This is a genomic window from Enterococcus sp. DIV0167 (assembly GCF_050541555.1).
GTDB lineage: Bacteria > Bacillota > Bacilli > Lactobacillales > Enterococcaceae > Enterococcus > Enterococcus faecalis.
In genome coordinates, this window is the sequence record NZ_CP172933.1 from 1,198,399 (window position 1) to 1,217,623 (window position 19,225).

The following is a 19,225-nucleotide window of genomic DNA, read 5'->3' on the forward strand; positions in this document are numbered from 1 at the left end:
GTGGGAAAATGGATGTTCGACCAATTCTTTTATCTTTTCAGACAGCAATAATCGCCATTTTATTTACTTTTATTTTAGGAACAGGCGTTGCATATATTGTTTTTCGTTTGAAAAATCGTAAATTAAAAATTCTTTTGAATAGTTTATTTACGTTGCCATTAGTTTTACCGCCGACTGTTTTTGGTTTTTTTCTCTTAACTATTTTTGGTGTTCAGCAACCAGTGGGCCAGTTTTTACTTGATTTTTTTGCCATTCAAGTTGTTTTTTCGTGGCCAGCTACGGTTATTGCTGCCGTTGCTGTTTCATTTCCTTTAATGTATCGTTCAGCCTTAACGGCGTTTGAACAAATGGATAGTGAATTGTTGGCGGTAGCCCAGACACTCGGATTTTCGGAAAGTCGATATTTTAGAAAAATTGCGTTACCTTTGTCGATGAACGGTCTCTTGGCCGGTGGCGTGTTAGCCTTTGCCCGTGGGTTAGGCGAATTTGGAGCGACGACAATGTTAGCAGGGAATATTGCTGGCAAAACAAGAACGCTTCCTTTAGCTATCTACTCTGCTGTAGCAAGTGGGGATTGGCGCTTAGCCAATCAATATGTTGTGATTATGTTATTACTTTGCCTGATTATTTTATTTTTTACGGAATTTTTTAGTCAGCGCGCTTGGAGAAGATCGGAATGAGATTAATTGTTGATATTCAAAAAGAATTGAAAAGTCATACTTTGCAAATTCAGTTTGAAACAAAGACGCAAACAACAGGAATTTTAGGTGCTTCTGGTTGTGGCAAGAGTATGTTATTAAAATGTATTGCGGGTGTTGAGACTGCGGATAAAGGTCAGATTGTTTTAAATGATCAAGTCTTATTCGATGCTGAAAAAAAGATCAATTTGTCGCCGCAACAACGAAAAATTGGTCTTTTGTTTCAGCAGTATGCGTTGTTTCCTCATTTATCGGTAGTAGAAAATCTGACGTGCGTGACAAAAGATTTACAATTGGTCACTCAATTGCTTGCGTCTTTTCACTTAACTAAAGTCCAACAACAATATCCTAGTCAACTTTCTGGAGGACAAAGACAACGAGTGGCTTTTGCGCGAATGCTAGCGGCTCAGCCGGCTTACCTATTATTAGATGAGCCATTTTCCGCATTAGATGCACCCTTAAAGGAAGAGCTGCAAATTGAACTTCAACAGCGATTAAGTAATTTAAATCAACATGCCTTAATTGTGAGTCATAGTTTAGATGAACTGTATAAGTTATGTCAGAGTTTAGTGATAATCACAAAAAACCAAACACTTTTTGGTGCAACAAATCAATTATTTAACCAACCTCAAACGATTGAAGCAGCTAAACTCACTGGTTGTAAAAATATTTGGCCTGTCAAACGCATAGATGCGCACAGAGTCCAAGTGATTGGCTGGCAACAAACACTAACGGTTACACAAGAAGTTCCTATTTCTTGTCATTCTATTGGTATTCGGGCCCATGATTTCACAACAGAACCGCAGGCAACCAATCAAATCGAAGTGCATCACTTACAAACATTGTCAGCACCTTTTGAACAAAGTGCTTGGTTTCAACACCAACAAACCAAAATTTGGTGGAAAGGGAGCAATAGACTCAATCCGAAAGTTATTACTCAGTTATCCATTCCACCTACAGCAATTATGCCATTATGTCTATAAAATAGAAAAAGATTACGTGAAGCGGTTGACATATGATTGCATCTTCATTTATAATAGATTTATGAAAGGTTATTCATGTAAACGGAATAATCGCTATTATATAGGGAGTGAAGGTGTTTAAATGCAAAAGAGTTATAAACTAGAAGGACTTGATTGTGCAAGTTGTGCAGACAAAATTGAAAAATCTGTCCAAAAAATTCACGGAGTAGAAAAAGCGCGTGTGGACTTCATGGCTGAAAAGATGACACTGGAAGTTGAATCAGGACATGATTTAGAAGTCGAAAATGAAGCGCGTGCAGTGATTGGTAAGTTAGAACCAGATGTCAAAGTTATTTCTTTAAAAGATGTCAAAGAAGAAGAGGGACGTAATCCAAATAAGAATCGCTTAATTCGTATCATTATTGCATTTGTTTTATTTTTAGCACTTATTATCATTAAGCCAAGTAATAATTGGGTTGCTTTGGCGTCTTATTTAGTCGTTTATGTCTTAATTGGTGGCGACATTGTCAAACGAGCGGTAACGAATATTTTTCGTGGGGAAGTGTTTGATGAAAATTTCTTAATGTCTGTGGCAACGATTGGGGCATTTTTTATTGGGGAATATCCCGAAGCTGTGGCAGTAATGTTGTTCTACCAAGTCGGCGAATGGTTCCAAAGTGCTGCGGTTGATCAATCCAGAAAATCAATTGCCAAATTAATGGATATTCGTCCAGATTCAGCAAATCTTTTAGTAAATGGACAAATAAAAGCGGTCGCTCCAGATACAATTGAAATTGGGCAACAAATATTAGTGAAACCAGGTGAAAAAGTTCCATTAGATGGTCAAATTATTGATGGATCAAGTATGGTAGATACCTCTGCGTTGACTGGTGAATCCGTTCCAAGAACGGTCAAAGTCGGCGATGAAATCTTAGGTGGTTTTATTAATAAAAATGGGGCCTTGACTATTAATGTTACGAAAAAATTTGGGGATTCAACAGTTAGCAAAATTTTAGATTTAGTTGAAAATGCTAGCAGTAAAAAAGCCCCTGCAGAAAACTTTATTTCTAAATTTGCTCGTTACTATACACCAGTTGTCGTTGTTTTAGCTGTCTTATTGGCAGTGATTCCACCATTTATTTTCCCTGATACTTCTATTAATGAATGGGTTTATCGGGCATTAACGTTCTTGGTTATTTCTTGTCCATGTGCCTTAGTCATTTCTGTTCCTTTAAGTTTCTTCGGTGGAATTGGCGGAGCCAGCAAACTAGGTGTTTTAATTAAAGGGAGCAACTATTTAGAAATTTTAGCGAATACGGAAACGATTGTTTTTGATAAAACTGGTACGCTAACAAAAGGAAATTTTGTGGTTCAAAACATAACTAGTGTTGTTTTACCTGAAGAAGAGTTGTTGCGTTTAACAGCAACAGCAGAACAATTATCCACTCATCCTATTGCTATTTCTATTAAAGAAAGCTATGGCAAAAAAACTGTTCCAGCAACAGCAATTGAAGAGGTTGCCGGACACGGTATCAAAGCCACAATTGAAGGCAAAACAGTTTTAGTCGGTAATGCGAAGTTAATGAAACAATTTGGTATCGAAGCACCAGAAGTGAAGGAAGCGGGAACTTTAATTTTTGTCGCTATTGATAATCAATTTGCAGGCTACTTAGTGATTGCGGATCAATTGAAACCAGACGCCATTTCAGCAATAAAAGAATTAAAAGCTGAAGGGGTCAAACAAACTGTTATGCTGACTGGAGACAATCAACAAGTTGCAGAAGCTATTGCAAAAGAAGTTGGTGTTGATAAAGTTTATGCAGAACTTTTACCAGATGGCAAAGTGGATCGTTTAGAAGAGTTGTTAAAAGCATCTTCACCTAAAAACAAAGTTGCCTTTGTTGGTGACGGCATGAATGATGCACCTGTTTTAGCCCGGGCTGATGTTGGGATTGCCATGGGTGGTTTAGGAAGTGACGCGGCAATTGAAGCTGCTGATGTGGTGATTATGAATGATGAACCAAGTCGTATCGCCTCTGCGATTAAATTATCAAGAAAAACATTGAGAATTGTTAAACAAAACATTATCTTTGCAATTGCTGTTAAAATCATTGTCTTGGCACTAGGTGCATTAGGCTTGGCTTCAATGCAAGCAGCAGTGTTTGCTGATGTTGGTGTAACTATTATCGCTGTTTTAAATGCTATGCGTTGTTTACGTGTAGAAAAGATGAAAGATAATAACTAAGCCTTAAAAAGTACAGCTGAGACAAACATTTTTAGCTGATTATCAGGTTTTGAGCGTGGGACAAAAATCACTTTGACTTTTTGTTCCACGCTTTTTCACCTACACAATTTCTATTCGTTCTTAAATTGCCAGAGTTCTTGTAAAGAAATCTTTAAATTTTTCGCTTTGTGGCATATAATAAGAGAGAATTTGTACGAAAATTGCGCTTCGCTTTTTTTTCATGGTACAATAAGCAAGAATGGATTGATTTACAGGAGGGAACCTCAACATGGCATCAAATGAAAAAACACGATATAAAGCAATCATTGCAGACCATACGTATACAATTATTGGCCAAGAGTCAAAACAACATATGGATTTAGTCACAAAAATTGTCAACGAACAACTGGCGGAAATTAAACATCTTTCTCCGCAAACTGATACGGAACAAGCTTCTGTTTTATTAGCAATTAATGCAATTTCAGATCAACTAAAAAAACAAGAATATGCTTTAAAATTGGAAAAACAAGTAGCAGATTTAAAACAGAAAACCATTCGTTTGGCTGAATTAGAGAATCGTGTGCGCCGAATGGAAATTATCGAAGAAGAAGCACGGGATGTTTTGAAAAAGAATGGACAAGAAGATGTAGAAATTCATAATCATGTGGAAGCCCAACAAATTTTGAATGAAAATCGAAAACAGCAGATTCAAAATAAAGGTGTTTCGGAGTAGTTCCTGAAAGGATGACAAGATGTTAACAATACTTATTTTATTACTTTTAGCCTTTGGATTTTATACAGGAGCTAAACGAGGCTTGATTTTACAAGTGCTCTATTCGGTAGGTTACTTAATTTCATATTTTGTTGCTCGAACTTATTACAAAGAGGTCGCTTCTCATTTAGAATTGTATATTCCATATCCATCGGTTACGCCAACGTCAAAGCTTGTCTTTTTTAATCAAGAGATTTCTTTAGACTTGGACAAAGCCTTTTATTCAGCGGTTGCGTTTCTATTATTGCTGTTTGCAGGCTGGTTAGTCGTTCGTTTTTTAGCGATCTTTTTACATGGATTAACATTTATTCCAGTTTTGAAACAGGTAAATGGACTATTAGGTGGCGTATTAAGTGTTCTTGTGTTATACGTGGGTCTTTTTCTAGTGTTAGCTACGGCGTCAATGATTCCGTCAGATATTGTCCAAAATCAGTTTCGATCAAGTGGCTTGGCACGAGGCATTGTAAAAAATACCCCAATTCTAACAAAACAAGCATATGAATTATGGGTTGAACCAATTACGAAATAAAGCTGAATGGGACTGAGATAGAGATAAGAAGTAAGTGAGCAAAGCGAAACTTCTTATGTTATGTCTCAGTCTTTTCAACAAATGAAAAAGTTAGAAAAGTAGGTGGAAAAATGAATCAGCGTATTCTATCAACATTAGGGTTTGATAAAGTAAAACAACAGTTGTTGCAATTTATTGTGACAGCTCAGGGGACAAACGAAGTTTCGGAATTATTACCGATTGCTGATGAAAATAAAATTCAATCATGGCTAAATGAAACACAGGATGGTTTAAAAGTTCAACGATTACGTGGTGGAATCCCCATTCCTAAATTAGAAAATATCCAACCACACATGAAACGGATTGAAATTGGTGCGGATTTAAATGGCATAGAATTAGCACAAGTAGGCCGTGTCTTGTCGACTACTTCAGAACTGACTCGTTTTTTTGATGAGTTAAGTGAAAATGAAGTGGATTTTGAACGTTTATATATGTGGCGAGAGCAACTAGAAGTTTTGCCTGAATTAAATCGCCAACTCAAACAAGCCATTGATGATGATGGCTACGTCACAGATGAAGCTTCGCCAGCTTTAAAGGCAATTCGGCAAAATATTCGTCGTAGTGAGCAGACCATTCGAGAAGAACTAGATAGTATTATTCGTGGGAAAAACGCACGTTATCTGAGTGATGCCCTTGTTACTATGCGAAATGAACGCTACGTAATTCCAGTCAAACAAGAATATAAAAATATTTTTGGTGGCGTGGTTCACGACCAAAGTGCTTCAGGACAAACCTTATTTATTGAACCTAAACAAATTTTAGAAATGAATAATCGTTTGCGACAACAACAAATTGCCGAAAGAAATGAGATTACTCGCATCTTGGCAGAACTGTCGGCTGAGTTGGTCCCTTATCGCCGAGAAATTACGCATAATGCTTATGTCATCGGTAAACTTGATTTTATTAATGCTAAGGCGCGACTAGGAAAAGAACTAAAAGCAGTTGTTCCAGAAATTAGTCAAGCAAATCATGTAGTTTTTAAACAAGCCCGGCACCCACTATTGGATCCAGAAAAAGCTGTAGCCAATGACATTGTGATTGGAGAAGAATATCAAGCAATTGTGATTACAGGGCCTAATACCGGCGGGAAAACCATTACTCTGAAAACGTTAGGTCTTTTACAATTAATGGGTCAAGCTGGATTACCTATTCCAGTTGAAGAAGAAAGTAAAATGGGGATTTTTACAGAAGTATTTGCGGATATCGGGGATGAACAATCGATTGAACAAAGTTTAAGTACTTTCTCTTCACATATGACGAATATCGTGTCTGTCTTAAAGAAAGTCGATCATCAAAGTTTAGTACTATTTGATGAATTAGGTGCTGGGACAGATCCGCAAGAAGGGGCCGCTTTAGCGATTGCCATTTTAGATTCATTGGGCGCTAAAGGAGCCTATGTGATGGCAACAACCCATTATCCTGAATTAAAAGTGTATGGTTATAATCGAGCTGGAACAATCAATGCCAGTATGGAATTTGATGTAGATACCTTGAGTCCAACCTATCGTTTATTAATTGGCGTGCCTGGCCGAAGTAATGCTTTTGAAATTTCGAAACGTCTTGGATTAGACAATAGTATTATTGAAGCTGCAAAACAAATAATGGACGGTGAAAGTCAAGATTTAAACGAAATGATTGAAGACTTGGAAAACCGTCGTAAAATGGCCGAAACTGAATATTTAGAAGCTCGCCACTATGTTGATGAATCGGCCGCTTTGCATAAAGAACTGAAAGAAGCCTATCAAGTGTTTTTTGAAGAACGAGAAAAAGAATTACAAAAAGCGCGGAAAGAAGCAAATAAAATTATTGCAGAAGCGGAAGAAAACGCAGAAACCATTATTTCTGATATTCGCAAAATGCAATTGGAAAGTGGCCAACAAGGTGGTGTCAAAGAACATCAGTTAATTGATGCGAAAACACAGCTTTCTCAATTACACCATGAAGAAACCAAGCTTGCTAAAAACAAAGTGCTGAAGAAGGCGAAAGAGCAGAAAAAATTAAAAGTTGGCGATGAAGTAATTGTTAATACCTACGGCCAACGAGGGACCTTATTAAAAGACAACGGCAAAGGACAATGGCAAGTCCAATTAGGCATTTTAAAAATGAACGTATCTGAAGAGGATATGACGCCTGTCGCTCCACAAAAAGAAGCAAAACCAAGAGTTACAACGGTTCGTTCTGCAGAAAGCAGCCATGTTGGCACGCAACTAGACTTACGTGGCAAACGCTACGAAGAAGCATTGGCAGAAGTTGACCAATACATTGATGCTGCGATTCTAGCGGGCTATCCACAAGTAACCATTGTTCACGGCAAAGGAACAGGTGCATTAAGAACCGGAATAACGGAATTTTTAAAAAATCACCGCAGTGTGAAAAGCTATGAATTTGCGCCACAAAACCAAGGTGGTAATGGTGCGACTGTCGTAAAATTCCAATAAACAAGGACTTACAATAAGTAAGCAGAACACTCGCTATCTTAGAGATGACATGTTATACTAAGCATGTAATAAGAGTAAAGAGTAGGAGGTTTGTGAAATGACACAAGCAATTACCGATAAAGATTTTGCAACAGAAACAGATGAAGGATTAGTCTTAATCGACTTTTGGGCAACTTGGTGTGGCCCTTGTCGTATGCAAGCACCCATCTTAGAACAATTATCTGAAGAATATGATGAAGACGAAGTAAAAATCGTCAAAATGGATGTGGATGAAAATCCTGCAACACCAGCAAGTTTTGGAATCATGAGCATCCCAACATTGCTATTGAAAAAAGATGGCGAAGTTGTTGAAAAAGCAGTCGGTGTTCATACAAAAGACCAATTGCAAGCAATGATTGCCAAACACTTATAAACGTTGATTAGTCATTACGAATAGTCTGATTCAGTCTGAAGAGAAATCATTAGCGATTGTCTTTTCAGGCTGTTTCTTTCGTACATAAAGTAGCGGCTTTTTTTGTTTAATTACAAAAAGAGGTGTATAATAGATGAAGTATTTTGTTAGAAAGGAAGTATCGTATGAACGAACGAATAAAAAATAAATTAGCACTGCTTCCTGATCAACCTGGTTGTTATTTAATGAAAGATAAAAACGGCACGATTATCTATGTTGGGAAAGCCAAAATTTTGAAAAACCGTGTCCGGTCTTATTTTCGTGGTAGCCATGATACTAAGACAGAACGATTAGTCAGTGAAATCGATGATTTTGAATATATTGTGACAGAATCGAATATTGAAGCACTTTTATTAGAAATTAATTTAATCCATAAAAATAATCCCAAATATAACATCATGTTAAAAGACGATAAAACCTATCCTTTTATCAAAATCACAAACGAAAAATATCCTCGTTTAATGATTACTCGAAAGGTTTTAAAAGACAAAGCGTTATATTTCGGGCCATATCCAGATGTAAATGCAGCGAATGAAACAAAGAAACTGTTAGATCGGCTTTTTCCTTTGCGAAAATGTAATCCGTCGCAAAAAACACCTTGTTTGTATTACCATTTAGGACAATGTCTGTGTCCCTATGCTTTTGATGTGGATCCGCAAGTCTACAAAGATATGGTGGAAGAGATTAAAGGGTTTCTCTCTGGTGGACATACAGAAATTCAAGACCGCTTACAAGAAAAAATGGCTTATGCAGCTGCACATATGGAATTTGAAAAAGCTGCAGAATTTCGCGATCAAATCAAAGCGATTGAAACAGTTATGACTCGCCAAAAAATGACGAATGTGGATTTAATTGATCGTGATGTGTTTGGTTATGCTGTTGATAAAGGCTGGATGTGTGTCCAAGTATTCTTTGTCAGACAAGGAAAATTAATCGAACGTGATGTATCGATTTTTCCATTTTATGATGATGCCAGTGAAGCATTTTTAACTTTTATTGGACAATTTTATCAAGAGAATGAGCATTTTGTGCCAAAAGAAGTCTTGATTCCTGATGACATTGATAAAGAAAGCGTCGAAGCTTTATTAGTTACGAAAGTCTTGCAGCCGCAACGGGGAGAAAAGAAAAAACTGGTTAAATTAGCCAGTAAAAATGCTGCAGTTGCTTTAAATGAAAAATTTGATTTGATTGTACGGAAACAAGAACGAACAATTGGCGCAGTTGAAAAATTAGGCAATGCGATGAACATACCTGCGCCCATTCGAATTGAAGCATTTGATAATTCAAATATTATGGGAACAAACCCTGTTTCTGCGATGGTTGTGTTTATTGACGGACGGCCAGCTAAAAATGAGTATCGAAAATATAAAATAAAAACCGTCCAAGGTCCTGATGATTACGCTTCTATGAGAGAAGTCATTTATCGCAGATATTCACGAGTTTTAAAAGAAGGCTTGCCTTTTCCTGATTTAATTTTAATCGATGGTGGTAAAGGCCAAGTCGATGTTGCTAAAGATGTGTTAGCCAATCAACTAGGAGTCGATATTCCTGTAGCTGGATTAGCCAAGAACGACAAGCACAAAACGAGTGAACTTTTATTTGGTCCAAACTTAGAAGTTGTACCATTGGAAAGAAACTCACAAGAATTTTTCTTGTTGCAACGAATCCAAGATGAAGTCCATCGTTTCGCCATCACATTCCATCGTCAATTACGTAGTAAAAATAGTTTTGCTTCCAAATTAGATAACATTGAAGGCTTGGGACCGAAACGCAAAAAAAATCTTTTAAAAGAATTTAAATCGCTTAAAAATATTACGTCAGCCAGTGTTGAAGAATTAAGAAAAGCTGGGTTACCTGAAACTGTCGCAAAGAATGTGTATCGTCATTTGCGTCAAGAAACAACCTCTGAGATAGAAAAATAAATGAAAATGAACCAGACAAATTAGGTGCTTTTCCTAATTTGTCTGTTTTTTTTATTCAATTTTTTCATGAAAAGTTGAACTTTCAAGAAAATATGATAACGATTTCTTTCGTGATATACTAAAACTAACTTAAAAGAGAGGACGTCTGATCATGAAAATACTAACACCCGTTTATCAAATAAAATTTAAAAAAGTACCAAATCAATTACTGATTGATGAGCGTTTAATAAATGAATTGGGTACGTGGCTGAATCGTACAGGTCGAATTTGGGCCTGCCAATCATCAAAATCGGCAAAGGAATTTAAAAATACATTTTATGAAAGTACAGGCTTGTCCGCAAATGAAGTGCATATTTCTGCCGAGACGGATGGTCTTTTTCGTTTAGCAGAAAATAAAGCGTCTGATTAAAGTGCAGCATCTTTCCATAACAATTGTCATTGACAAGCCAACACAGTAAAGATACGATATGAGTAACTAAACAGCGGTTTAGAAAAAGTGAAGGGGGCGTTTATGTGTTAGAGGTAAAAGAGTTAGTCAAAACCTTTGGGGATTTTAAAGCAGTTGATCATGTATCCTTTACGATACCGGACGGGAAAATTTTAGGATTAATTGGCCAAAATGGTGCCGGGAAAACAACTACGTTTCGCTTGATTTTAAATTTTTTAACACAAGATAGCGGGTCGGTTTTATGGAATGGTCAACCATTAAACGAAAAAGAATACAATATTATTGGTTATTTACCAGAAGAACGGGGTTTATATCCTAAAATTACGATTGAAGACCAACTAATTTATTTCGCTTCATTGCGGGGGAAAACTAAAAAAGAAATTGAACCTAAAATTGACTTTTGGATGGAAAAATTTCAAGTTAAAGGCAAAAAAACGGATAAAGTTAAATCTTTATCAAAAGGCAATCAACAAAAAGTTCAATTGATTGCGACACTTATTCATGAACCGAAGTTAATTATTTTAGACGAACCATTCAGTGGCTTGGATCCAGTTAATGCAGAATTATTAAAAGACGGCATTATTGAATTGAAAAATCAAGGTTCTTGTGTCATTTTTTCCAGTCATAATATGGACAATGTGGAAAAAATCTGTGACCATTTAGTCATGTTAAAAAATGGACGCATGGTTTTAGATGGTCAGGTTCATGAAATTCGACAACAATTTGGTCGAACAAAATTATTTTTAGAATCACCGTTATCTGTTGAGGAAGTTGCTGCTACAGCAGGTGTGAAAGAAGCACACTTGCGACAAGATGGCGTCTTAGAAGCGACATTAGAAAACGCTGAAGTGGGCAAAGTGTTGTTTGATAAAGCGACAGCCAACGGCTACATTCCAATGTTTAATCAACAACCACCAACATTGGAAGAAATTTTCAAAATGAAAGTAGGTGGGCAAGATGAGTAAATTTTGGATTATTGCGACTGATGTCTATAAGAAAAATGTGAAGTCGCTGTCTTTCTTAATCATGATTTTAGCGCCATTTCTTCTTGTAGGAATTGTTTACTTAGCGGGCTCTCTAGCTAGCGGTTTTTCAGGAGATACTACCATTGGTCTGGTTTCGGAAAACCAAGCGCTGGTTAAAGAGTTGACAAAGAATAAAACAGAGGACTTTTCTTTCAAAGCTGTTTCTTCTGAGAAAAAGGCCCAAGAACAATTAAAAGACGAGAAAATTGATGCCTATTTACTTTTGGACACTACAGATAATCAGATTTCTGGTCAGCTTTACTCTGAACGCTCTTTAGGAAATGCAACCGAGATGCTAATTCCTCAAATGTTAAACCAATTACAAACAATGGCGAATGCCAATCGTTTAAACCTAACAGCTGAGCAAGTTGCCATGTTGAATCAACAAGCAACATTTAAAAAAGCCAAAATTAGTTTTGATGAAAATGGCAAAATAAAAACAGGAGAAGATAACACAGGGATTCAAATGGCGTTAGCAATGGGGATAACAATTTTGTTATTTGTCTTCATCAGCAGTTATTCTTCAATTATTGCCCAAGAGATTGCTTCTGAAAAAGGCACTAGAATCATGGAAGTTATTCTCTCTAGTACAAAAGCGCAAACCCATTTTTATGGCAAATTAACTGGGGTTATTCTAGTAGCTTTAACACAAATTTTTATTTACGGAGTGGCGTTTGTTCTCGGCTATTCTCAATTGAAAAATCTTGATTTTATGAAAAGTCTATTAAGTGGTATTTCACCACAAAGTATCTTTTCATCAACCTTTATTTTTACATTAGGCTTTTTCATTATTGGTATTCTCGTTTTTGCTGTTTTGGCAGCACTTTGTGGTTCTCTTGTTTCCAAACCAGAGGATACAGCAAAAGCAGTTCAGCCCATCATGTATATTGGTTTAATCGGTTATATGATTGGCATTACGTTTGGGACGAATGATCCACAAAATATCGTGGTGAAAGTGACTTCCTTTATTCCGCTGATTTCGTCATACATTATGCCAGTACGCTTGGCGACCGAAACGGCATCAACAATGGAAGCAATTGTCTCATTAGTGATTTTGGCAGTTTTTGGAATTATTTTAACAATCTTCTCTGCTCGTTTATACAAATCAAACGTTCTTGTATACAGCGAAGGCGGCATGATTCAATCCTTAAAACAGTCAATTTCTATTTTAAAAAATGAACAAAAGCATAAATAATTTTTGTTTAACTCTAAAAGGACCCGGTAAATCAGTCAAAGTGACTGATCTGCCGGGTCTTTTTTAGGCACCGTTCGTCGTTCAACTAGACGAACGGTTAATTTTTTTTCAGGAATGTTCGTCTGATTTAATTGGTTGTATAGGTAAATAAATGAGTTTTCGGCTTGATACTGAATGGCATAATCAACAGTCGTAATATGCATCAATTCACTGACATAACTATTATCAAAGCCAATGACAGCGACATCGCGAGGAACGGCATAATTTAGATTTTCAAGTTCTGAAATAAACTCAGCTGCTACGTGATCATTATAAAAGGCCAAAGCTTCTGGCTTTTCGGTTAATTGTTGCCAGTAATGGGCAATTTTGCGACCAGAATGGTTAGTATACTGATCATTAATCAGCCACTCAGCTTGCCAAGGTGCCTGAGTGTTTTCATAAAAATCTTTCATTGCACGTTTTCGTGCGTGCGTGTTTAAATTTTCGGGATTACCGAGGACATGACCGATTTTTTGGTATCCTTGTTGTTGTAAATATTCTAAGGAACGATAGTAACCAGAGTAATGATCAATGTAGGAAGAGTATATATTAGGTGAATCGATACGATGCCAGGTTGCTAAAGGGCCATACGCGCTGTAAGGCTCAATCACCGACCATTCATTTGTTCGTGTCAATAAAAACAAGCCATCTAATTGTTTGTATTTTAATTGGTTCAAGGCATCAATTTCTTTCTGTTGATCGCCATCTGTAAAAAATAAGGTTACGGAATAATTGTATTTTTTGGCAATTGAAATAAAGCGATTCAAGAAAATACCTAAGGAACCTAAATAGCTAGGGGCTAAAAAGCCAATAGTTTTTGTGGCACCTGCTCGTAAATTCCGCGCCACATAATTCGGGGTATAATTTAATTCTTTCATTGCTTTGAGAATTTTTTCTTGACTATCGGCACTCACATATCCTTTTCCAGAAATTAAGCGAGAAACAGTCGATTTCGAGACACCGGCAACTTTTGCTACATCAATGATAGACGTCATTTTTTACCTCCAAAGTGGAATGTATTCTTATAAGAAGTATAGCATACATTTTTTTGAAAATAGTGCTTGACATGGGAACATTCCCATAATTTATCCTAAAGATGTAAACGATAACAATTTAATCAAGGAGGAAGAAGACGGATGACAAGAGGAGCATTAAAAATTGCAACAATTGGTGGCGGTTCTAGTTATACACCTGAATTAATTGAAGGATACATTAAAAGAAAAGATGAACTGCCAATTAAGGAAATTTGGTTAGTCGATATTGAAGCTGGTAAAGAAAAATTGGAAATCGTAGGTGCAATGGCGAAGCGCATGATTAAAGCTGCTGGTTTAGATTGGGAAGTTCATTTAACCTTGGACCGTGAAGCAGCCTTAAAAGGGGCGGATTTTGTTTCAACACAGTTCCGTGTAGGATTATTAGATGCTCGCATTAAAGATGAACGGATTCCTTTGTCCCATGGAGTATTAGGCCAAGAAACAAATGGCGCGGGAGGAATGTTTAAAGCATTTCGAACAATTCCTGTCATTTTAGCTATTATTGACGATATGAAACGCCTTTGCCCAGATGCTTGGTTAGTGAATTTTACTAATCCAGCTGGAATGGTTACGGAAGCTGCAATTAAACATGGCGGTTGGAAAAAAACAGTTGGCTTATGTAATGTGCCGATTGGTCATAGAAAACAAGCGGCCGAAATGCTGGGAATTCCAGAAGAAGACTTATTCTTTAAATTTGCTGGAATTAATCATTTCCATTGGCACCGCGTTTGGGACAAAGAAGGACAAGAGCGAACACAAGAACTCATTGATTTAATTTACGGACCTAAGCAAGAGCAAGAAAGTCATTTGAAAAATATTTTTGATGCGCCGTTCCATTATGAACAGTTAAAAGATTTAGGAATGTTACCATGTGGTTATCATCGCTATTATTATATTGAAGATGAGATGTTGAAGCATTCCGTCGAAGAGTATGAACGGGGCGAAACAAGAGCACAAGTGGTTAAAGAAACGGAAGGTCGTTTGTTTGAATTGTATAAAGATCCCAAACTAGATTACAAACCAAAAGAATTAGAAGAACGGGGCGGCACACACTATAGCGATGCAGCTTGTGAAATGATCGCATCAATCTATAATGATAAACGAACGGATATGGTTGTTTCTACTGAAAATAATGGGACAATTACTGATTTACCGTATGATTGTGTTGTAGAAGTATCTGGACCTGTGACAGCACATGGCCATGAACCTTACAACTGGGGGGCCTTTCCGCCAGCAGCACGAGGAATTATTCAAAATATGAAAGCTATGGAAGAAACGGTTATTCGAGCAGCCATCAATGGTGATTACGGCGCAGCATTGCATGCTTTCACTATTAATCCATTAGTTCCTGGCGGCGTCATGGCGAAGACCTTGTTGGACGAATTATTAATTGCCCACAAAGCACATTTACCGAATTTTGCAGATGCGATTAATAAAATTGAAGAAACACAACCAGAAACAGTCACATATGTGGCCGAATTAATGAAAAGTAATTAAAAAATATCGCACGCTAAAGATTCGTTTAGTGTGCGATACTTTTTTTAGAATAGGAAGCAAAGGATTCCGTTTTTTTCTTGACAGTAAAATGATAGGTTTGTTGCCGGAACAGCCACTGAATACCAGAGTAAATTAAAATTTCAGCAATAATAAATGTCGAAAGTTTCTGTGCGGAAAGGAATAATAGCGTTAAAATTAAAAATAAGACGACACAGGTATAAAAAACGTGCTGTAATTTTTTAGAATTGATAATCGTGATTTCTTTGGTATCTTCAGTAACTTCAATGCGCCGATAAAATTGGAACCAGCCTTCATAGAACGTTAAAACATCACCAGGATCAGCCTCAATTTCAATAGGTACATTAGTAAAAAGTTTCCCTTGATGCACACCATTTTTATAAAATGTAAAATAGCGTAACGCGCCCCAAGCTGATGTTTTTCGTGTCAATGTAATCTTCATGGTTTTCACCTCCGTCTTTATTTTGCCATAGTTTCGGTAAAATTGTATCCTACTAAAGTCCGATTCTCTGATATTAGGGTCAGAATTGACAGATTACCCGATGTTGCGCAAGCAAAACAAGAGCGAAAAATTATTTTTCCTACTAATAATCAGTTCTCTTTATACAATCCATATCCAATTAGAATTGAAAATTTAACTTTCGCTTATGAGAATCGAACAATTCTTAACCAAGTGAACGTTCAAATTCCTTTAAACGAAAAAATAGCACTTTGTGGAAAAAATGGTGCTGGGAAGAGTACTTTCCTTCAACAAATTGAAGCCCGTCACCCGGCCATTTACTTTTCTCCCAAAGTCCGGTTAGGAACGTATCATCAATTAGATTATCGATTAAAAAATGATGAACCACTGTTGACTTATTTATTGAAGCGGACAAATTATTCTGAAAAGATTGTGCGTTCACTTTTATATCGGCTAGGTTTTCAACAAGAAAATTTACAGACAAAGATATCTTCTCTAAGTGGTGGCGAAGCCATAAAAATTACTTTGGCGCAATTATTTATAGAACCAAATAATATCATCTTATTGGATGAACCCACCAATTTTCTTGATTTAGACACAATCCAAGCACTTGAAGAATTTATAAGTGCCTATCAAGGAACAGTAATTTTCACCTCGCATGATGAAACGTTTGTGGAAAAAGTAGCCACCCGCACTATTTATTTAGAAAACGGGAAAATTATTGATAAATAAAAAAAGTAGACAAAAAGTCGCTATTTTAGCGACTTTTTGTTTAGACTTCTTCAATTGGTAAATAGGTGTATTCTGCAATTTCTGCGGCATGGGAGCCAGCAACATGTCCAGTGACAAATGCAGCTGTAACATTGTAGCCTCCAGTATAGCCATTAATATCTAAAAGTTCACCAGCAAAAAATAAACCATTGACTAATTTGCTCTCCATTGTTTTAGGGGTCACTTCTTTGAGGGAAATCCCACCGCCTGTGACAAAAGATTTTTCCAAAGGCAATGTTTTCGTAACAGTGAACTGAAAGTCTTTCAGTAGTTCCACAAAGGAAAGACGTTGCTTTTCTGTTAGTTGTTTGGCAGGCACTTCTTCAATTGCTAGTTTCTCTAGATAAAAAGTGAGCAGACGTTCTGGTATTAAAGAATGAAAGGCATTTTTTGCCACTTTATTTGGCTGTTCCTCAATCATGTAATCAACATTTTTCAGCACTTCTTCAAAAGATTTTGTCGGAAACACATCCAAGGCTACCGTGACAGGTTGATTGCCGTTGCGAGTTAATTCTTGGTTAATAAAACTAGAACAGCGGAGCGCGGCAGGTCCTGAAATGCCAAAATGTGTAAACAGCATATCCATTTGATGATTAACTAAAGGTTTTCCTTTTTGGTTCAAAACAGTTAAATTAATATCTTGTAAAGAGAGACCTTGCAACGTTTTATCAAGGATAAAAGGTTCTTCAGAAATAATAGGCGATTCGGTAGGGTAGAGTGGGCTGATAGTATGCCCCATTTTTTTGGCTAGTTTATAGCCATCACCAGTTGCTCCTGTGGAAGGATAAGTGCGGCCGCCAGTTGTTAATACAACACATGGTGCATAAATTTTTTCCAGTTCGGTTTCAACGCCAATTATTTGATCGTCTTTTCGTAGTAATTTTGTGACCTGTGTTTTTGTAAAAACAGTGACTCCTAATTCGTTAATGCGGTTAAATAGCGCATCAACAATTGACTTCGATTTATCTGTAACAGGGAACATGCGTCCGTGATCTTCTTCTTTTAAGTGAATACCATTGGATTCAAAAAAGTTCATGATATCATAGTTATCAAATTGTGAAAATGCGCTGTACAAAAATTTTCCATTCCCAGGAATAAATGAAATGATTTCTTCTGCGGGCCGATTATTGGTTACATTACAGCGACCGCCACCAGTCATTAATAATTTTTTCCCAACACGGCGATTTTTTTCAATCAATAATACTTGAGCACCAGCTTCTGCGGCCGCAATCGTGGCCATCATACCACTCGTCCCAGCACCGACAATAATTACATCAAATTTCTTCATAGTTCTCCTCCAATTCAATAGGTAGTGTACCATAATTACAGGATTTTTTCTGGATTTAAGGAAAAAAATAAATAAAACTAAGGAACCAGCTAATTGAAAATTTACTAACTGGCTCCTTAGTTTTATAAGAACTCGTTTACAATTTTTATTATTTTTTCTGAATGATTAGACACATCTAATGGTGATTCGATTGAAATTAATTCTTTTAATCCGTTGTTTAGTTCTATTTTCATACCATTATTATTCATGTAAAATCTTAAAATCCATTTTCTGATATTATTATCTAGGAGTACATTAAAGTAACTTTTATTATCTCGATAAAATATCCTATCCAACACTACTGTATCTTTTAAAATGAGTTTAGAAATTGTGTAAACTTCTAATTCTTCAGGAGTAGTAACTATATTATTCTCGATTTCATCTTCAGGCTGTTCAGACAAATCATCTTCTTTGTCCGAAACAGAAGTATTTAATGCAGCACTTAACTTTTCATTTACTTTTTCATTGATAAATTGATTTATTCCTTTTTTTATTATAGGTGTAAACTTATCTAATGTTTGTTTAGTTTTTACTCCGCCATAAATTTCTCCAACAAAATATTTTACAAAATCTTCTGAAGGGTCTAAAAGCTGATCTGATAAGAAAGCTTTAAATTTATTTAAATATTTCAATTCAGAAGCGCTACTTGTAATTTTATCAATATCAAATGTGTCTTTATGGAATTTAGCAATTTCTGGTATTTGTGTATCCTTCAAATTAGTTATATCAATAGTTAAAAATGGAGAGACGTCCATTTTGTTGGGTTCTTCCAAATCGGTAAAAAATTTATATTCTTTACCATTTGTTAATATTCCAAATTTTGATGTCGTAGTCCCAAAATATCTAAATAATTGAGAATCATGTTTTGTTAATTGCTCGTTGACAGATTTTGCTTCAATTAACATAGTAGGAATACTATCAATTACTATCGCATAATCTACTTTTTCCCCTTTCTTAATCCCTACATCAGCAGTAAATTCTGGAACGAATTCCAAAGGATTAAAAATGTCATAACCCAGTATTTGAAAGAAGGGCATAATTAAAGAAGTTTTGGTTGCTTCTTCGGTAGCAATATTTTCCTTTAATTTTGTTACTCTTTTACCTAACGATTTTAAATCATCTTTAAATTTTTCCATTTCCATAAATATTCCTCTTTTCTTTAAATACATCTTGATGTATAAGAGTGTATTTAATGCAAAATATCAACAAATTTTTATCTTTGCTTACTAATTTTATATTACATACTTTACAAAAATATGTCAACGCTTTCATTAGCGCAATAAAAATGCAAAAAAGAAATAAATAAAAAAATAAACGTTTGACTATGGTAATTTTTGAATTTTCAGTTAAAATAAACCTATAACAATGAGAGGATG

The 19,225-nt window shown here is 36.1% G+C and carries 16 protein-coding genes and 1 pseudogene; 13 read left to right on the top strand and 4 right to left on the bottom strand.

The window, feature by feature from the left end; translation table 11 throughout:
• Positions 1-8: 8 nt before the first annotated feature.
• The 11 genes from modB to IGM09_RS05935 all read left to right on the top strand — a co-directional run bounded on the left by modB (position 9) and on the right by IGM09_RS05935 (position 12,703).
• Positions 9-680, top strand: coding sequence for a molybdate ABC transporter permease subunit (modB, locus tag IGM09_RS05885; protein WP_002360415.1), 672 nt, complete (start codon positions 9-11; stop codon positions 678-680).
• Positions 677-1,681 carry an ATP-binding cassette domain-containing protein gene (locus tag IGM09_RS05890; protein ID WP_010828773.1) on the top strand — a complete coding sequence of 335 codons (1,005 nt, stop codon included), beginning with the start codon at positions 677-679 and terminating at the stop codon, positions 1,679-1,681. Before modB ends, IGM09_RS05890 begins: the two co-directional genes overlap by 4 nt.
• Positions 1,682-1,802: 121 nt before the next feature.
• Positions 1,803-3,905 (top strand): heavy metal translocating P-type ATPase, encoded by a 2,103-nt coding sequence (locus IGM09_RS05895; protein WP_033624952.1) that lies wholly within the window; start codon positions 1,803-1,805, stop codon positions 3,903-3,905.
• A gap of 268 nt (positions 3,906-4,173) precedes the next feature.
• Positions 4,174-4,617, top strand: coding sequence for a cell division protein ZapA (gene zapA / locus IGM09_RS05900; protein ID WP_002357706.1), 444 nt, complete (start codon positions 4,174-4,176; stop codon positions 4,615-4,617).
• A 19-nt stretch (positions 4,618-4,636) separates the two neighbouring features.
• Complete coding sequence (locus IGM09_RS05905; RefSeq protein WP_002357705.1) at positions 4,637-5,185, top strand: CvpA family protein; 549 nt, start codon at positions 4,637-4,639, stop codon at positions 5,183-5,185.
• A 110-nt stretch (positions 5,186-5,295) separates the two neighbouring features.
• Positions 5,296-7,662, top strand: coding sequence for an endonuclease MutS2 (locus IGM09_RS05910; protein ID WP_033624953.1), 2,367 nt, complete (start codon positions 5,296-5,298; stop codon positions 7,660-7,662).
• 97 nt (positions 7,663-7,759) lie between these two features.
• Positions 7,760-8,074 (top strand): thioredoxin, encoded by a 315-nt coding sequence (trxA, locus tag IGM09_RS05915; RefSeq protein ID WP_002357703.1) that lies wholly within the window; start codon positions 7,760-7,762, stop codon positions 8,072-8,074.
• Between the two features lie 164 nt (positions 8,075-8,238).
• Complete coding sequence (gene uvrC, locus IGM09_RS05920; RefSeq protein WP_010775818.1) at positions 8,239-10,035, top strand: excinuclease ABC subunit UvrC; 1,797 nt, start codon at positions 8,239-8,241, stop codon at positions 10,033-10,035.
• Between the two features lie 151 nt (positions 10,036-10,186).
• Entirely contained in the window at positions 10,187-10,444 is a 258-nt protein-coding gene (locus IGM09_RS05925) for a DUF3884 family protein (RefSeq protein ID WP_010713433.1), read from the top strand.
• A 104-nt stretch (positions 10,445-10,548) separates the two neighbouring features.
• On the top strand, positions 10,549-11,448 hold the full coding sequence (locus IGM09_RS05930) for an ABC transporter ATP-binding protein (RefSeq protein ID WP_002357699.1): 900 nt from the start codon (positions 10,549-10,551) through the stop codon (positions 11,446-11,448).
• On the top strand, positions 11,441-12,703 hold the full coding sequence (locus IGM09_RS05935; protein WP_002357698.1) for an ABC transporter permease: 1,263 nt from the start codon (positions 11,441-11,443) through the stop codon (positions 12,701-12,703). Before IGM09_RS05930 ends, IGM09_RS05935 begins: the two co-directional genes overlap by 8 nt.
• 35 nt (positions 12,704-12,738) lie before the next feature.
• On the opposite strand, the gene IGM09_RS05940 is transcribed toward IGM09_RS05935, so the two are convergent.
• Positions 12,739-13,737, bottom strand: coding sequence for a LacI family DNA-binding transcriptional regulator (locus IGM09_RS05940; RefSeq protein WP_002360405.1), 999 nt, complete (start codon positions 13,735-13,737; stop codon positions 12,739-12,741).
• 141 nt (positions 13,738-13,878) lie between these two features.
• Between IGM09_RS05940 and IGM09_RS05945 the strand changes: the two genes are divergently transcribed.
• Entirely contained in the window at positions 13,879-15,273 is a 1,395-nt protein-coding gene (locus tag IGM09_RS05945; RefSeq protein ID WP_033624954.1) for a 6-phospho-beta-glucosidase, read from the top strand.
• Positions 15,274-15,298: 25 nt separating this feature from the next.
• On the opposite strand, the gene IGM09_RS05950 is transcribed toward IGM09_RS05945, so the two are convergent.
• Positions 15,299-15,805, bottom strand: a complete 507-nt coding sequence (locus tag IGM09_RS05950; RefSeq protein ID WP_002357693.1) for a hypothetical protein — start codon at positions 15,803-15,805, stop codon at positions 15,299-15,301.
• Between IGM09_RS05950 and IGM09_RS05955 the strand changes: the two are divergent.
• Positions 15,806-16,483, top strand: a pseudogene (locus IGM09_RS05955) (ATP-binding cassette domain-containing protein); the annotation flags it as partial. It abuts the gene before it with no gap.
• Between the two features lie 40 nt (positions 16,484-16,523).
• On the opposite strand, the gene IGM09_RS05960 reads toward IGM09_RS05955, so the two are convergent.
• Both IGM09_RS05960 and IGM09_RS05965 read right to left on the bottom strand, forming a co-directional pair.
• A complete protein-coding gene (locus IGM09_RS05960; protein WP_002361770.1) occupies positions 16,524-17,810 on the bottom strand; it encodes an NAD(P)/FAD-dependent oxidoreductase in 1,287 nt (428 codons plus the stop codon).
• A 122-nt stretch (positions 17,811-17,932) separates the two neighbouring features.
• Positions 17,933-18,991: a type I restriction endonuclease gene (locus IGM09_RS05965; RefSeq protein WP_002357690.1), complete on the bottom strand. Its 1,059-nt coding sequence runs from the start codon at positions 18,989-18,991 to the stop codon at positions 17,933-17,935.
• Positions 18,992-19,225: the final 234 nt, after the last annotated feature.

Bases quoted from the DNA above. Each gene is read 5' to 3' on its own strand.
- modB (WP_002360415.1), top strand. From the start codon at position 9: ATGGATGTTCGACCAATTCTTTTATCTTTTCAGACAGCAATAATCGCC.
- IGM09_RS05890 (WP_010828773.1), top strand. From the start codon at position 677: ATGAGATTAATTGTTGATATTCAAAAAGAATTGAAAAGTCATACTTTG.
- IGM09_RS05895 (WP_033624952.1), top strand. From the start codon at position 1,803: ATGCAAAAGAGTTATAAACTAGAAGGACTTGATTGTGCAAGTTGTGCA.
- zapA (WP_002357706.1), top strand. From the start codon at position 4,174: ATGGCATCAAATGAAAAAACACGATATAAAGCAATCATTGCAGACCAT.
- IGM09_RS05905 (WP_002357705.1), top strand. From the start codon at position 4,637: ATGTTAACAATACTTATTTTATTACTTTTAGCCTTTGGATTTTATACA.
- IGM09_RS05910 (WP_033624953.1), top strand. From the start codon at position 5,296: ATGAATCAGCGTATTCTATCAACATTAGGGTTTGATAAAGTAAAACAA.
- trxA (WP_002357703.1), top strand. From the start codon at position 7,760: ATGACACAAGCAATTACCGATAAAGATTTTGCAACAGAAACAGATGAA.
- uvrC (WP_010775818.1), top strand. From the start codon at position 8,239: ATGAACGAACGAATAAAAAATAAATTAGCACTGCTTCCTGATCAACCT.
- IGM09_RS05925 (WP_010713433.1), top strand. From the start codon at position 10,187: ATGAAAATACTAACACCCGTTTATCAAATAAAATTTAAAAAAGTACCA.
- IGM09_RS05935 (WP_002357698.1), top strand. From the start codon at position 11,441: ATGAGTAAATTTTGGATTATTGCGACTGATGTCTATAAGAAAAATGTG.
- IGM09_RS05940 (WP_002360405.1), bottom strand. From the start codon at position 13,737: ATGACGTCTATCATTGATGTAGCAAAAGTTGCCGGTGTCTCGAAATCG.
- IGM09_RS05945 (WP_033624954.1), top strand. From the start codon at position 13,879: ATGACAAGAGGAGCATTAAAAATTGCAACAATTGGTGGCGGTTCTAGT.
- IGM09_RS05960 (WP_002361770.1), bottom strand. From the start codon at position 17,810: ATGAAGAAATTTGATGTAATTATTGTCGGTGCTGGGACGAGTGGTATG.
- IGM09_RS05965 (WP_002357690.1), bottom strand. From the start codon at position 18,991: ATGGAAATGGAAAAATTTAAAGATGATTTAAAATCGTTAGGTAAAAGA.